This is a genomic window from Chamaesiphon sp. (assembly GCF_041738855.1).
Taxonomy (GTDB): Bacteria; Cyanobacteriota; Cyanobacteriia; order Cyanobacteriales; family Chamaesiphonaceae; genus Chamaesiphon.
The window spans coordinates 18,826-34,157 of sequence record NZ_JBGSPA010000211.1; the positions used below are offsets into that span (position 1 = coordinate 18,826).

The 15,332-nt window shown below is 43.8% G+C and carries 10 protein-coding genes and 2 pseudogenes; 3 read left to right on the plus strand and 9 right to left on the minus strand.

Going from position 1 to position 15,332, the window contains the following annotated elements; genetic code table 11:
* Positions 1-53: 53 nt before the first annotated feature.
* Both ACEW9I_RS23980 and ACEW9I_RS23985 read left to right on the plus strand, forming a co-directional pair.
* A pseudogene (locus ACEW9I_RS23980) lies at positions 54-5,174 on the plus strand (sacsin N-terminal ATP-binding-like domain-containing protein); the annotation flags it as partial.
* A gap of 204 nt (positions 5,175-5,378) precedes the next feature.
* The gene (locus ACEW9I_RS23985) at positions 5,379-5,696 is read left to right on the plus strand and encodes a ferredoxin (RefSeq protein WP_373542861.1); all 318 of its coding nucleotides are present in this window, start codon (positions 5,379-5,381) and stop codon (positions 5,694-5,696) included.
* Between the two features lie 104 nt (positions 5,697-5,800).
* Here ACEW9I_RS23985 and ACEW9I_RS23990 read toward each other — a convergent pair whose 3' ends face one another.
* Positions 5,801-6,352: a Uma2 family endonuclease gene (locus tag ACEW9I_RS23990; protein WP_373542850.1), complete on the minus strand. Its 552-nt coding sequence runs from the start codon at positions 6,350-6,352 to the stop codon at positions 5,801-5,803.
* 110 nt (positions 6,353-6,462) lie between these two features.
* On the opposite strand from ACEW9I_RS23990, the gene ACEW9I_RS23995 reads away from it, so the two are divergent.
* Entirely contained in the window at positions 6,463-7,824 is a 1,362-nt protein-coding gene (locus ACEW9I_RS23995; RefSeq protein WP_373542851.1) for a cytochrome P450, read from the plus strand.
* A gap of 169 nt (positions 7,825-7,993) precedes the next feature.
* Here ACEW9I_RS23995 and ACEW9I_RS24000 read toward each other — a convergent pair whose 3' ends face one another.
* The 8 genes and pseudogenes from ACEW9I_RS24000 to ACEW9I_RS24035 all read right to left on the minus strand — a co-directional run.
* Entirely contained in the window at positions 7,994-10,450 is a 2,457-nt protein-coding gene (locus tag ACEW9I_RS24000) for a GH116 family glycosyl hydrolase (protein ID WP_373542852.1), read from the minus strand.
* Positions 10,451-10,743: 293 nt separating this feature from the next.
* Entirely contained in the window at positions 10,744-11,166 is a 423-nt protein-coding gene (locus ACEW9I_RS24005) for a CVNH domain-containing protein (RefSeq protein WP_373542853.1), read from the minus strand.
* 598 nt (positions 11,167-11,764) lie between these two features.
* On the minus strand, positions 11,765-12,841 hold the full coding sequence (locus tag ACEW9I_RS24010; RefSeq protein WP_373542854.1) for an NB-ARC domain-containing protein: 1,077 nt from the start codon (positions 12,839-12,841) through the stop codon (positions 11,765-11,767).
* 70 nt (positions 12,842-12,911) lie between these two features.
* Complete coding sequence (locus ACEW9I_RS24015; RefSeq protein WP_373542855.1) at positions 12,912-13,160, minus strand: hypothetical protein; 249 nt, start codon at positions 13,158-13,160, stop codon at positions 12,912-12,914.
* Positions 13,161-13,289: 129 nt separating this feature from the next.
* Positions 13,290-13,631 (minus strand): DUF4342 domain-containing protein, encoded by a 342-nt coding sequence (locus ACEW9I_RS24020; protein ID WP_373542856.1) that lies wholly within the window; start codon positions 13,629-13,631, stop codon positions 13,290-13,292.
* 34 nt (positions 13,632-13,665) lie between these two features.
* Entirely contained in the window at positions 13,666-13,896 is a 231-nt protein-coding gene (locus ACEW9I_RS24025; protein ID WP_373542857.1) for a hypothetical protein, read from the minus strand.
* A 33-nt stretch (positions 13,897-13,929) separates the two neighbouring features.
* Positions 13,930-14,751, minus strand: coding sequence for a DUF6544 family protein (locus ACEW9I_RS24030; RefSeq protein WP_373542858.1), 822 nt, complete (start codon positions 14,749-14,751; stop codon positions 13,930-13,932).
* 55 nt (positions 14,752-14,806) lie between these two features.
* Positions 14,807-15,332, minus strand: a pseudogene (locus tag ACEW9I_RS24035) (hypothetical protein); the annotation flags it as partial.

Here is a 15,332-nt window from a genome sequence, read left to right on the forward strand (position 1 = left end):
ATAATAGACATCGTGGGAAGTATAGATATAGTCTAATCATCATCCTTGCCCCAATGTCGTTCCAAATTCAAAACACGGGTATTGCTTGCTTTCAAAGAGAACCGCTCACCGTCAGGCTTCGCAATCTGATTCACGACTATCCAGAAGGGGTGGGAATTATCAAAGAGTTAATCCAAAATGCTGATGATGCTGGTGCGAAGCGGATTCATATTACTTTTGACTGGCGACAACACACTTGTCATAATCTCCCAGATCCCAGGATGCGGGAGTTGATGGGTGCGGCGATGGTAGTCTACAATGACTCGGTTTTTTCCGATGAGGATTTTGAAAATATCCAGAGTTTGGGCGAAAGTGGCAAACGGGAAACTTTATGGAAGACAGGAAGATTTGGAGTTGGGTTTAACTCGGTTTATCATGTTACTGATTATCCTAGCTTTATTTCCCGCGATCGTATCGTCTTTTTCGATCCTCATGCTACCGCTATTCCAGGGACAAATGCAGGGGAGCCTGGGCGGAGTTGGTTATTGGCTGATGGCTGGTGGGATGCTCCTGAATTTATGGCTGTCTACGCACCTGGTGGATTGGAGCCAGGAGCGACTAATTTTAATGGTACGATCTTCCGGCTACCCTTGCGAACTCCAGCACAAGCAGAATGCAGCAAAATTCGGACTCAACCATTTCTCAGGGAAAAGAATGTCGAGCCGTTGTTAGCCGATTTGAGTCGGATGGGTGAGGAGTTTTTAATCTTCCTCAAATCAGTAATTGAGATCGAGGTAAGATCGATCGAGAGTGATGGCACCGTTCGTAAATTACTGAGCGTCACTACGACTAATGGCAGTGAAGTAATCGCCCAGCGAGAGCGGCTCCAAGCCGCCTTAAAGCAGTCTCCCGCCGATTTTTGGCAGATGTGTCAAAATCGACCTTCGGAGCTGCCGATTGTCTCCTATCGCCATCAGATTCAAACAATTACGCCCGAAAATACTATCACCTCCGATTGGCGCGTAGTCGGAATGCTGCGGGTAGACAGACAAGAGCAGTTATTAGGAATCATTAAAGAATTAGCCCAGCAACAGGAAAAAGCCGTACCTTGGGCGGGTGCAGCGGCGAGAATTTCGACACATAGTACCGATGGCAAAGAACGAGCTTTTGTCGGGCGGACTTATTGCTTTTTACCGCTATCTGAATCTGGCTTACCGATTCATATTAATGGCTTTTTCGATCTCGATTCTTCCCGTACTAAATTAACCAGTGGGAGCAATTTATCTGGACGCGATGCGAATCGGGTGCAGTGGAATGAGTTGCTAATCAAATATACAGTCGCTCACGCTTGTGCTAAATTAGTCCGAGATTTAGTTGCCGATATTGGCGATGCAGATCCGCTCTATTTTTATAGTTTCTGGGCTGTCGATCCTGTCAAAGATGTCGCGATCGGACACTTATACAAACATTTTCTCAGACTATTAGACGATCTGCCAGTAATTAGAGCTACCCCCGCCAGAAAATGGTTTACACCCAGTGCGGTGAAATTACTTTCTACTGTTAGAGAGCAGCTATTTGAGCCACTGAGTGCGGATGGTTTCATTTTCCCCAACCCACCATTACCCGCTCGAATTACTACTGCATTTACCAAGGCTGAAATCAAGTTAGATAATTTTAGTACAAGGAACCTGATAGATTATCTCAAAAGATCGGGAAGTTTAGGATGCTCCCTTGAGAATGCACCATTACCAAGTTTGCGACGACGAGACTGGATTTATATTCTACTGGAGCAATGTCTGAGTGATAATCATCGAGATCTTCAGGGTTTACCATTAGCTTTATTAGCAGATGGTTCGCTGCAAGTATTTGGTTATCAATCTCAAGACAATATTTATACTGGAGAGCAGATTGTTAGAGATATCTTTAGTAATGTACCTGAGTGGTTTCTCGATGAAGATATAGTCAAAGATTTTTCTAGCTTAAACAACTGCGATGGAATCGTTGCTATGACTCCTATTCTCGTAGCGGAACATCTATCAGAAGTTATAGACGAAGAAGCAATTTGTACTGCACTAAAGTTAGATGATTCTCAATCGCCAGATCTACAGTGGTTGATTAAAGTCTATCAGTATTTTACTGACGTGAATGGAGATCTCCCTAACGAACTCAAGCAAGTTCCATTAGTACCAGGTAGTGACGGTAATCTTTATCGGGGAGGTGTAATTGAAACTCCTCTATTGTGCAAAGATCTAGGTGGAGATGTAGCCATCAGTCAGATTGTCATTTTCTTTGATATTTTATCTATTGAAGCACCAGAAGCTCTGTTCCTTGCGATTGACAAATTCATCAAAAAGCATCCAGAGCAATTTATCTGGAGATTCAACTCCCTAGATCTAATCGGTACTCTAGCAACGCGAGAAAATTACCAGTTACCAGCCTATTGCAATTATTATCACCAGCTTTTAGATTTGCTAGTGGGCGATCTCGGAATCATTAAAAATAGTGAAGATTTCAAGAAAAATCTCCATCAACTGAAAATTTATCCAACTACTAATAATGAATTAGTCTCTCTAATCGATGAAAATGTCTATCTATTGGGTGCAGATGACTTACCTGCAATCGATGAAGATCTACATCTGTTAAAATTGGGAGATAGTCAAAGCTGGAAACCATTATTCGATCTCTTAGGTGCAAAGACACTCGATCGAGCTACCTTTATTCAAGATTTTATCATTCCTAACTATGATAAGATTGACAACAGCGAACAACTAGCAGCTCTAACTTGGATTCGTGAGAATTACGATCTTGCGCTCAAAGAGATTAGAAAACGCGACTCGGAGAAAGCAAAAGAATTTAAGCAGTTAATAAATACCACTCCACTGGTATCATGTGGCGATGGGTATTTACATCCGATTGTAAATATATACGATCCGAAAGAAGCAGTAATTAAAGATATTTTAGGCGATCTTGCACCGATACCCGATCGAAATTTTTACGTTAAAGACTCTGAAGATACCAAAGACTCTGAAAATTGGCAAGACTGGCTTGATTTTTTTAGTAAGTTAGGGATGCTCAATGAGATTAAACCTCAAGATCTACTAGGATTTGTATTTGAATTAATTGCCCGATCTCAAAGAATTGGTGGTGATGGTGTCGAGGAATCTTGTCTCAATACCCTCAAATATATCAATACTCACTGGAGTAAATTAGAAAATGCAACGCTCGATGATGGCAAAACTAAGTTAATTCATGCTCTCAAAGAATATGCTTGGCTCCCAGTCGCGATATCTGCAAATAGTTTGCAAAAATATCCAGCCGCTCTGATTCCAGCAAATCGACTATATCCAGGTAGTCAAATAGCACTGCGGGAGCATGGTTATTTAATCGCCAGTCAACGTCCATTATTAGCGCAGTCTATAGATCTAAAGCCAGAGGTGAAAAAGGCGTTAGGTTTAGAGTTTGGAGTGGATAAGTGGGAACAAGTCGTCGCTCATTTAGATAAATTAATTGCTCTATGGGCAGAAAGTGTATCCAATGAATTACCTCTTTCAGACAACTTCAATTCAGCCATCTACAGAGTATACGATTTCCTCGCAAGTCGGAGTATCATCAGTCAGTACGGAGATTGGTTGAAAGAGCATTTCGACCACATACCCTGTCTTTGGAATGGTACTGAATTTTTGCAAGCGAAAAACACCTTCCAGTCAGACATTAGTTACCTCAATCCTTGGCGCGTTCAACTTCAGACAGACAAGCCAGAAATCCGCAAACTATTTGAAGTATTAGGACAAAAATTAACACCCTCAATTGATGACTATCTAGAGCTAGTAGACGAAATTGCCGAAGCTGCTGATGGGGAGCCATTAGGTGAAGACGATCGCAAATGCGCGCTCGAATTACTCCGCCGAATTGCCAATGAAATCGTTATAAATCGATCGATCTTAGATGACTGGAATTTATCCCTATTAACCGAAGATGGCTATTTACTCGATGCAGAAGACGTAATCATTCCTGATGCTCCGTGGCGATTGGAGAGCATCCGCGAGATGGGAGTCGTTTCTATCCTCCATCCTCAAATATTCACCTTCCTCGCCCGTCTAGCCCAGGCTCCGTCGATGGCGATCGATGTCATCGAACAACCCCAAGGAAAGTTTAATATCAGTCGCGATGGTGAATCGATCGATCTTTGCAATCGGTGGGCGAAAAATATTCGTTCGCGAGAATTCCAGCATGGATTATTACGATTGCTACGGCATCAAAACATCGAAGAGGACATAAATTTAGCTTGGCTAAACCAAATTAGTATTATTCCCGCCACCGCGATTATTACCGATCTCTATCTAGAGCAAGAACAAATCGCTAGTAATGTATCTGGAGATTATTACTGCGATCGCGAACAGTCTAAATTCTATCTACGGTGTGATTTAGACGATCGAGATATCATGAGAAATTATCTTGCTACTTGTCTGAATCAATCGATCGGTAAATATGCATTAAACGATCTACTCTCTATGATAGATGTCGAGCCAAGTGCGATCGATCGGAAGTTAAACAACCTCAGAGTTCGTCAACTAGATACTCTACCAGACTGGGAAGATAGTAGCACCCAAATCATTGGAGATAGTGTGCATTCTAACAATTATACAATTCCTCAAAATGAAGAATACATCCATGATTGGGATGATGATTCAGAGGAAGATGCTGACAGCAAAGAGCTAGTTAACCCTAATTTCAACTCGGCGAAAGAATTAATAGCCCAAACAGATTATCTAGAATTAGATGATGAAGATGAGGAAATAGAAGTCTCAATTCAACAGATAAATTCAAGAGAATATACTAGCTCTGAAATCGATCCACCAACAAGTGTAGCTATAAAATCTAAAATCATGGAAGCATCCTACGAACCTTATATTCACAAAGATAAGCGAGATGAAATCGACGAATGTGGGATTGCTAAAGTTGTAGCCTACGAAAAACAACAGGGAAGATTTCCCGAAGTCAAACCTCATAACAATCGTGGTTTTGATATTCTCTCTCGCAATGCTGATGGTGAAGCTGTCCGCACGATCGAGGTAAAATCTAAAGGTGGTAAGTGGGATAGTGTATTAGTCAGTAAGCCGCAATTTGAAACAGCTTTAGAACGAAATACTAACTTCTGGCTCTATGTCGTCGAGCGATCGTTAGATGACGATAATTATCAAATCTATCAGATTCAAAATCCCGCTCACAAAGTCCAGAAAATTGCATATAAAAGTGATTGGATCGATATCGCCGAAAAAGCTATAGTCGATCGATCTGAAACGAAGAGATATCCAGAGGAAGCTAAATCGAGGATGCTCGAAGTAGCTACATTATTAGCTACACAGATCGAACAAGAGGAAAGAGTAATTCCAGTTTCTATAAATACACAGAGTTATGGCGGTACCTATAAAGTTACTCTAATCAACGAAGCTGAAGGTCTAAATCACACTATTAATGTTGCTGGTGATACCTATATTTTAGATGCAGCCGAAGAACAAGGATTCGATCTACCTTATTCTTGTCGGGCTGGTGCTTGCTCTACTTGTGCGGGAAAAATTACGGCTGGAGAAATCGACCAATCAGACCAATCTTTCCTAGATGACGACCAAATCGAGGCTGGATATGTTTTACTTTGCGTATCTTATCCTATATCTAATTGTACAATTGTGACTCATCAAGAAGAAAATCTTTATTAGTTGTTAATGTTGGTGCTGATCGATCGCCATGAGGGCATATCCCCGACTTGTTGGAGAAGTCGGGGATATAACATAATGGTATGTTCATAATGCGTGACTAATGATTAAATACTAAATAATTTGCGAATATTAACTATAATATCTGGAAAAGATAAAGGCACGATCGATCCATCATTTAATCTATTTTCTGTCTGATAACCATCATTACCTACACCTCTAAATACGATTAATTCTGATGCTTGCAAATTGACTACCCAATATTCCAAAATCCCCGCCTGAGCGTAGATTCGTTGCTTGGTATTGAGATCTTTAGATAGAGTAGTATCGGAGTATTCAATCAACCAAAATATATCCTCTGGATAGGGATGGTGAGCGAGATATTGAGTATCTGGAGCGCGTACGATGGCGACATCTGGCTCTGGCTCGGAGTTATTAGGTAAGGTAATCGGATGAGTCTCTCGAACTTTAGCCCGATCTCTAAGCAACTCTCGCAGATATTCAACTGTTCTGCCACAGTAGACGACGTGGGGTATTCCTTCTTGTGGCATCTCGACAATATCTCCTGCTAATAACTCCACCCGTCGATCGTCCAAAATACCTGTAGCCACTAGCTCATGATATTGTGCGATCGTCCACTTGGCGATAGTTACACTCATCAGATCGTCTCCTTGTGAGTCAATATTGGTATCCACATGATAACTCGTTCGGCTGTTAGGGATGCACAAAGATGACAACGATCGGATAATAATAGAGCAATAGATCTGACATGATTCAAAATATGCCTGCACTACTACCTACAGTTAAATCACCGAGTCCGATTCAGCTTTGGCAGTGGATTACCGAACCGATCGATTATTTGCATCATTCCGAGCGCGAGTATGGTGATATCTTCAAGATTAAGATGTCTGGCGTATTTAATAATTGTGTATTCTTGAGCGATCCTAAGGCAATTCAACAGGTATTAACTGGTGATGCCAAACAATTTGCCGCACCTGGTTCGATCAATGGGATCTTAAAGCCTTTTTTGGGCGATCGCGGGGTAATCTTATTAGATGGGGGCGAACATCGTCAACGCCGACAGTTATTGATGCCCCAATTTCATGGCGATAAAATTCGGGTGTATACAGATCTTATTTGCAAGCTGACGCGAGATTTGGTGGCAGGGTGGCAGGTTGATGAAACTATCAATCTCCGAACACAAATGCAATCAATTTCGCTTTCGGTGATTTTGCAAACTGTCTTTGGACTCTATGAAGGCGAACGTTACGAACGGATTCAAGAGAAGTTGATCCAAGTCATCTCATTAATCGAATCACCAGTCAAGTCTAGTTTCTTATTTATCCCCGCATTACAGCAAGATTTAGGTGCGTGGAGTCCGTGGGGTCGATTTTTGCGCGATCGCGCAGAACTCGATCGGTTACTATATGCAGAGATTGCCGATCGTCGTCGCAATTATCAACCAGATCGATCGGATATTTTGAATCTATTAATCGGCTCGAAAGATGCGGAAGGTAATGGGATGAGCGACGTCGAGCTACATGACGAACTGATGACGCTGTTATTTGCCGGACATGAAACTACCGCAACTGCTCTCGCTTGGGCGATTTATTGGATTAATTATCTACCCGAAGTCAAAGCAAAATTGGTAGCAGAAATTGCCACTATCGGCACAGAACGCGATCCATTGACGATTAGCCGATTACCTTATTTAAATGCAGTATGTTCGGAAACATTGCGAATTTATCCAGTCGGCATGTTGACATTTCCCCGCATTACTCAGGAACCAGTTTCAGTTCAAGGATATGAAATTCCCGCTGATATGGTAGTTGTCGGCTGTATTTATCTCACCCATCATCGCGAAGATCTCTACCCCGAACCGCATCTATTTAAACCAGAACGCTTTTTAGAACGTCAATTTTCTCCTTATGAGTATCTCCCCTTCGGCGGTGGTAGTCGTCGCTGTATCGGCATGGCACTAGCTCAGTTGGAAATGAAATTAGTCATCGTTGAAACCCTGTCTCACTGTCAACTCGAACTCACGAGCAAATCACCAGCAATTCCGGCGCGACGCGGGGTGACATTGGGACCAAAGGGTGGGATTGATGCTCGGGTAGTTTCTAAAAACTAAAATACAATCAGATCCCCGACTTCTCCAAGAAGTCGGGGATCTAGCTAGTAGGGTGGGCACTGCCCACCAGTTAAAGTTTACGCAACTGCTATCTAATCAATATTTACGCCTAGCTACTTAATTATCGGGATCTAAATCTTAATTTAAAGATCGCGATCGCGCGGTGTCATTACAGTAATAAAGTATGATAAATCCCCCAAATTGCCATCGCTCTGAGGTAGTGACTAGCGCGAAAAGTTCCGGCGGAAGTAATCGCTTCAGGTGTTCTAAATTGCAACCCGTTACTATACACCTGCTCGACAATTGTCTCGGCTAATTTCAACGCTTCCTCGCGCATTCCCATTTGGACTAAAAAGGCGGCAATCCCGAAGTTAATTCCCGTCCATACTTCCAGGGGATGGGTATCTTTGGGATTTGATGGTGTGCCGTCGATTTTGACCCCATTGGCGGCTCCAAATTTACCGCCTTGGAAATTGAGGAAACAGGATTGATAGACGGTTTCTAGGGCAGTTTGAGCGCAGTGTAGGGGCACGATATCATCTAGTTCTAGCAGCTTGGCGTAGAATTGACCGCACAATTGATCTGCCATCACTACTGCGGAACTGCTACCCGTATCGATACGGTAGTAACTACCATTCCAGAGTTGTTGTTGATAGATGGGTTTGGCTGTATCTAACCAGGCTTGATATTGAGGGATGATTTCAGTAGGTTTAGGTGTGAGTTTGCCGTGGTATTGTTGGGATAGGATCTGACCGATCGCGATCGCTGCTTCCAATGCAGCTAGCCACAATCCACCACAATAAGCACTAATTCCTTGCAGTCGCCAATCATCGAAGGTTTGATCGGGTGCGCCGGAGTTTTCAATCATCCCATCGTTATCGAGATCGAACTGTTTGAGATAGGCTAAAGTATCGACAATTGCTGTCCAACATTCGGCGAGAAATTCGAGATCGGTTTTATCTGTAAATATATAGGCGCGATAAACTTGTAAGACAAAATCGCTGCCCAAATCTTTCCAGAGATTGCAATCTTGATAACAGGTATAGTTAGTCTTTTCCCACGGGTGTTCATTCGGTGCGCCGAGATCGTGGGGGGTGGCATGGAGTGTTTTTCGAGGTGCCATCATCTCAGATCGATCGACATTTTGGGGACGATCTTCATAGCCAAATGCGGTTTGGACATAGTAACCGATGAGGCGTTGATTTGTATCCTCGGTATGGATGGCTCTAGCGAAGGCAATTAAGATCGATTTTTCTAATTTCGGCCAAAGTAAGAGGACAGAAAAGGAGCCATATAAGCGGACATCTAAACTTTCATACCAGCGATAATCCAGGCATTCTAATACGCCAAATTGTCCCACCGGATCGCGATCGTCAGCAGCCGTCCACAATGTCCCACCATCGGTAAGTAAATATAGCTCATTAAATAATGCCATCTTGAACCAATCAGGGAGATCCGATCGATCGAGTATTGGTTGTTGCCAGTTAATTATCTGCTGCTGCCAAGTATCATAATGTTTGAAAGCTGTCCGCACCATCGCCCAACTATTTTCACCCGATCGACCGAAAAAATCTGTATAGCGGCGATAGTAATTTATCCCTTTACCAAATTCAGTAATCGGGAAATCCCAAGCGAGGGTAAACGGAATCTTTTTAGTTTGTCCTGGTTTAACTGTAAATCGAATCGTAATCGCTGCGGCAATTCTTTCCCCCTGCTTGGCGACACTTTCATCATCGATATCGGGGAGGGAACCATCAGCGGCAAAACTATCCCAAATTTCGCGACCATTACCGATCGGATTCCACCGCGAATGATAAAATACTTCTACACTGGGATTGGCAATACTCGCGATCGACCATTGTCCCTCACCTTCACTGGGTACGTCCGATTTGTGCGCTCGATCGAGCAAACAACCCACCCGATAATTATCGACAATCCGCTGATTATAATTCCCCTCACTCTCACCGATCCGGGGTTGATAATCATAAACTGGACTACCATCATCGCGAATCTCAACCTTGCTCGATGGATTGGTATTTGCAAACCAACCGACGGTATTTTCCCAACTCAGTAAAATGCTCAGAGTAATGGGTTTGTCCGTGGGATTGTGAGCCGTCCATTCAAATATCGCGATCGGATAAGAAGTCTCCTGATAATTATCCGCCCAAATCGGCGAAAACTGTTCGCAAGTTAATTGCGCCTGGAAGACATTTTCATAAGCATACCAACTGCGGGGGTATAAAGCTTGATAAGTACCTGTTCCTTGCCCTGCTGATGTCGTCTGGGGATACCATTGCCAGCGATCTAAACTACCGTCTTCAGGTACCTGTGTAGACATGGCATAAGCCTGAGTATCACCATTACCTGACTGCTCGAAGACACTAAACTGACAGGCAAAAAGGTTTTTAAAAACATGTTCGCCACCGTCGATGTGCCACAAATTGAACTCACCCCGATGGGATCTGCCGATACAACCTGCACCAAAGCCACCCAATGGCATCCCATGAAATGGCCCATCATCGAGATTACTCTCATAGCGGACAGTATAGGGCTTGTCCCAGTCGTGGTGAAACTGACGTTGCCAAGTAGCAGTAGGAATCGACGGACGGGGTGAGGGTTCGAGCATATACAAGTGGCTATTGGGAAGCTGCAACTCCCTATTGTAAGCCGATTAACTCCATTCCCAACAGCGATCTGTGGGTTAGACTAAAAATGAGTTCGATCGATGGACGGCAGCTAACGATCGAGACAGGGTGAACGAGAAAAAACCCGATCGCATATTCAGTGCCGCAGAAGTTTGATTTTTATCAGTGGAATGCGATTAACTCTGGTCGGCTGTACCAGCGGCAAATGAGACACTATGACGATCGGTATTACCTCACAGCATCTCAATTTTTTATGAAATTTAGACCTTGATGTTTATCGTAAATAGTTTAAGTTCCCATTTCGATTTTCAATGCCTCGAATCCGAATTGATGTTAGGTTAGAGCCACCGTTGACGCGACGACAGCGGGCGGATAAAAACGTGCTAGAAACCTGAATATTTCGACAGGAATTTTGATAATTACTAGAATCAGTGGCATCTGAAAGGTAAGCTAAATTCCCATTTCGATTCTCAATACCTCGAATCGGAATTGACGTTCGCTTAGAGCCACCATTGACTCGACGACAGCGTGCGGATAAATCTGCTCCGTCAACCTGAATATTCCGACAAGAATTTTGATAATTACTAGGAGATGTGGAGTCGGCTACAGCAGGATTGGGAATTGCCGCCAGGATTGCACCACAAGTAATAAGAATTAGTGAACTTGATAACCGATCTAGTTTTGGAAAGTAAGACATAAGTGTTTTCCTGTGTTAATTAAAGCTTGATTTTTGAGTTGGATCTTATAGATGATTGAGATCTAAATAACTAATAGCTTAATTTTGTCTAGTAAGCTATCAGCGTTTTCTGTAAGTAAACAAAGTTTGATTTCGATCGAGAGGAAGGTGCAAAGACAGCTAAGTTGGCAATAATTACCATAGTGCTAATAATTGAAATCCCTGATAAAATTGCTAATGTAGCCAGTCTTTGGTTGAATTTCAACATAAATTTATTTAGCCTATTTTTAGGGATCGTTGGCGTAGCCTGCCGTAGGCACAGCATTTGCCTTAGAAATAGCCGCGCTTCGTCGTAGGTAATCGGTAGTAATAGCCTGATTTGTGTTTGGATTTTTTGCCCAAGCCCTGTAGCTAGTTGTTTTCATTATTCAACTTTTACTCGATTTACACCATGCAAGATCCACCAGTTAAGCTGCAAGTTAAGGAATAGTCGATCCAATCCTTTACGGGGATGGCTACTAATCGCTCGATGGTTACAGTTACTGAATACTGACTAGGCTAGAAGAGTAGATCGACACCGAAAATCACGTCCGCTCTTAATTGGTGGATCTTGCGTAGCCTACCGGAGGTAATGAGTAACATACTCGATGACCACAGGCTGTAAATAGAATAACCCATCCGTTTTTTCGACGATCGATCGCCGCATCAGTGAGTTTAGTTGTTTGGGTACACTTTGCTCAGGGGGCAAACCGACAATATTTTCACGAATTTTGGCAATCGATACTGGCTCACGATGAATCGCCAACCAAAACAATACTTTCTGCTCGGCTGTGGATAACCGATGCTCATTCTGAGAGGCTACGCCAACGAACTGTCGATCGAGCAAATCAATAATGTCTGCAAATACCAAAATTCCGCAGTCGAGATCGGTGATAACCTCAGCGATGCTGCCGTCGAACAGCGATTGGGTAGCGGCTGCTACCATCTTTAGCATCAGCGGATTGCCGCCATAGTGCTGAATTAGCTGCTGCCAGTGGGCTGTAGTACCTGTAAATTCGCCTTTTTGGTCAAAGATGGCGCGTCCATCTGTGAGGGTGAGTCCCGTCAAAGACAGCGCGGCGCAAGTGCCCTGTTTGCCTTCCATCGATGCCATTTCGCTGGGCTGTTCGCGACTGGTAAATAATAAGCAACTCTGGTGAGGAGTTTCGCCGATCGTTTTGAGTAGTTGTCCATAGGCTTCATAACCTGCGCTCCATTGTCCCACTCGTTGGCTGTCTAAAATGACTTCAACATTATCCAGGATCAATAGACACCGACGCGATCGCAGATATTGCATCAACTTGGAGAACTTTCGATCGAGCGTGGGGGGAATCACTGGATCTTCACCATAGAGCGGCATTAGAAATTGCAGCAGACTCGACAGCAACTCTGCCAAGGGTGGTGCATGAGTAAGACTGCGCCACACGACAATCTCAAACTCGGATTGGATCTGGATCGCAGCTTTGACCGCGATCGAACTTTTGCCAATCCCCTCCATTCCCAGTACCCCAACCACGCGACAGCGGTTGCCAACAATCCACTGCCACAGTCGCGCCAGTTCTCGCTCGCGCCCGTGGAACACTGATGTATCCACAGCATTATCCCAATCTTGGTGCGAATTTGGCTGTCGGCTATCCGATTCTTCACCTGTAGCCATCGCCGATATATGATCTGCCTTGGTTAATTCCAGCCCAAACGCCCCGAATAGGTACTCTAACGATTGACGATTATCTCCGATAGGCTACGCCAACGACTCCCAATTCGCGCTTGAGCACCCGATAGAGGGTATTGATTGAAAGTCCCGTGCGATCGCTCAAGTCTTCTTGGGTGAGATGCTTGCCCCAGTGCTGTGCGGATTCTGTTTGCTGTTTGGCTACCTGAAATCGCTGCCATCCCTGCGGTGATAGGACGATACCTCGTTCTCGCCCATGAGCAGAACTACCGTTGCTAGATTTGGAAAGCTTGGAATTATTCATCAGCAATTCACTATTAATAAAGGGTAAAGCGAATCCTTTCTGGCGGTTCTAATTTAGTGGAACCAGGAGATTCACTCTTTACATCAAGATCGACAAATCGCACATCACCCTGAGCATTTAATAGCAAGATTATGCTCGTTTTTCGACCACGATCGTTAGATGAGCGACCATCGCCCCAATCGACCCCACCGCCGCCAGAATCGGGAAGAAAGCCGCACTGATGGCACCACCCACCACGCCGACAGTTAAAGGGATTTCAATTAAGATATGCCCCTCTTCATTTTTGAGAATAATTCGCCGAATGTTGCCTTGATGAACGAGTTCTTTGATTTTGGCACCGAGCGCATCACCATGAATACTAAATTCTTCTACGCCAATCTTTTCTGCTGTTTTCGCTTCATGTTCTCCAGTTACTAATTCAGACTGGATTGTTTCGACGTTTTCTTGAAAGTTGTCATTTGGTATGGTCATGTTATTAATTCCTGTTGTTGGTTATGTTTACAAATTAGAGAAAATCAGCAGTTAGTTTGTTTTGATTCGATTTTAACCAATAGACTTGCGGTTGAATTTGTTGGGCTAAATTATTGGGAATAGTCGTAGAATTTGTAACGGGAAATGATGATTTTTCATGCTGAATAAAAATCGGATTACTTCTCACCCAAATACTCAAAGCAACTACTGTTGTGAATAGTAGAGATAGTTTAACAGCAGGTTTATTCCTCAAGAGTCTTTTCATTCTACTTCCCCTAATTAGTGCTTGAATCTTCCACTACCGATAGATTGCATCATCGATCGTGCAGCGGAAGAATTCGCCCTCTGACTCAAACCGCTCGGTGCCAAAGTACCAGCCAACCCTTAGACGAGTCGGAATGGTGTAACCGCCAAATGTCCCCTCTTCCTCTACAATTCCACCGAAGTCCAGATCGTGAAACTCAGCACCATCTGGATTGCCCCAGCGTGGTAGCTTGAAGGTTTTGAGACGACCCGATCGATTCTCCAAAGGAGAGGCTTTGCCAACGATGGTGAAATCTAGTTCGGCTCGATCGCCTTGCACGACAAAACTGGAATGTAAGCTAGAGTCTAGATCCGATGACTCTGTGCTCGTCCATGAAACCTCATCGCCACATAACACAGACGGTAGCCACATTGACTCTGCTTGGAGACGACCGATAGCAGACCGCGTAATATCCGCACCATCCGCCGTCATCACAGGGAATAATCCCAACAGCTTCCACTGCATCGCACCGCCGCCGTCGATGATGCGATCCGATCCGACAATTGGTAAGAAGCCATTCATCCATGCTGTAGCACTCCAAATCAGTCCCCGTTCCCAGCAAATGACTTGCTCGGCTGTAAATGGAATCCACTTTTTCAATTTAATTTCACCGTGCATTTTCAAGCGCACCGCAGCAGCAAGCTTTGTTTCAGGTGCGATCGCATGTTCTAGATATCGCCGAGCAGTTTCAGGTAGATTTGTCAGGGATTCAGGATTAAATATTCGTTCGCCTAGCGTGCTTGAAGCGCAATCGCTGATGGGGGCTGATTCCCATAGTTCATCGAGTGAAACTTCTTTAGTTTTGTGAGTAATCATGGTAGTTTTCTCGATTGGATAATGTTAATGGGAATCTAGCGGGGATCTAGCGTATCTAAGCCGCCATTTGAGGTTGGTTTTTACCAAATTGCCATAGCAAGATGACACCCAAACCGAACAGATTAATTAGGAAAACTACCAAGCCTCCTAAAAACGGAATTAATGTCAGCACTGTCAAGATCGCCAAACCGATTAAGAACTGCTGTAATACTAGCTGCTGACTATTTCTGTCGATACGTTGACCGACAAACAACGCTACTCCGAGCGAACCGACTAACGAAGTGACAACCGCACTCAGACTCAGGATTGGAATCAAGGGAATGCCAATTAACGTAATTGCCAGAAACACAGTGCCAAAGACAAGTGATAAAATCGCTCCAATCCCCCACAGAGCCACCAAACCAGGATATTGACGTAATTTTCCAGCCAAATTTGGCAACAACTGCGGACTGGTTTGCAAGATAATCAGTCCGAGAATAGCTGCTACTACAGCGGCACTTATTCTGAACATCGCATTGAAGAAATACCACGGCAAGAAACTGCGTCTCCCATAAGAGTCAGACATCATCCCATGTCTGTCA

Excerpts from the sequence above, each read along its gene's own strand:
- ACEW9I_RS24010 (WP_373542854.1), bottom strand. The coding sequence starts at position 12,841 with ATGGCTACAGGTGAAGAATCGGATAGCCGACAGCCAAATTCGCACCAA.
- ACEW9I_RS24025 (WP_373542857.1), bottom strand. The coding sequence starts at position 13,896 with ATGAAAAGACTCTTGAGGAATAAACCTGCTGTTAAACTATCTCTACTA.
- ACEW9I_RS24005 (WP_373542853.1), bottom strand. The coding sequence starts at position 11,166 with ATGTCTTACTTTCCAAAACTAGATCGGTTATCAAGTTCACTAATTCTT.
- ACEW9I_RS24015 (WP_373542855.1), bottom strand. The coding sequence starts at position 13,160 with ATGAATAATTCCAAGCTTTCCAAATCTAGCAACGGTAGTTCTGCTCAT.
- ACEW9I_RS23990 (WP_373542850.1), bottom strand. The coding sequence starts at position 6,352 with ATGAGTGTAACTATCGCCAAGTGGACGATCGCACAATATCATGAGCTA.
- ACEW9I_RS24000 (WP_373542852.1), bottom strand. The coding sequence starts at position 10,450 with ATGCTCGAACCCTCACCCCGTCCGTCGATTCCTACTGCTACTTGGCAA.
- ACEW9I_RS24030 (WP_373542858.1), bottom strand. The coding sequence starts at position 14,751 with ATGATTACTCACAAAACTAAAGAAGTTTCACTCGATGAACTATGGGAA.
- ACEW9I_RS24020 (WP_373542856.1), bottom strand. The coding sequence starts at position 13,631 with ATGACCATACCAAATGACAACTTTCAAGAAAACGTCGAAACAATCCAG.
- ACEW9I_RS23995 (WP_373542851.1), top strand. The coding sequence starts at position 6,463 with ATGATTCAAAATATGCCTGCACTACTACCTACAGTTAAATCACCGAGT.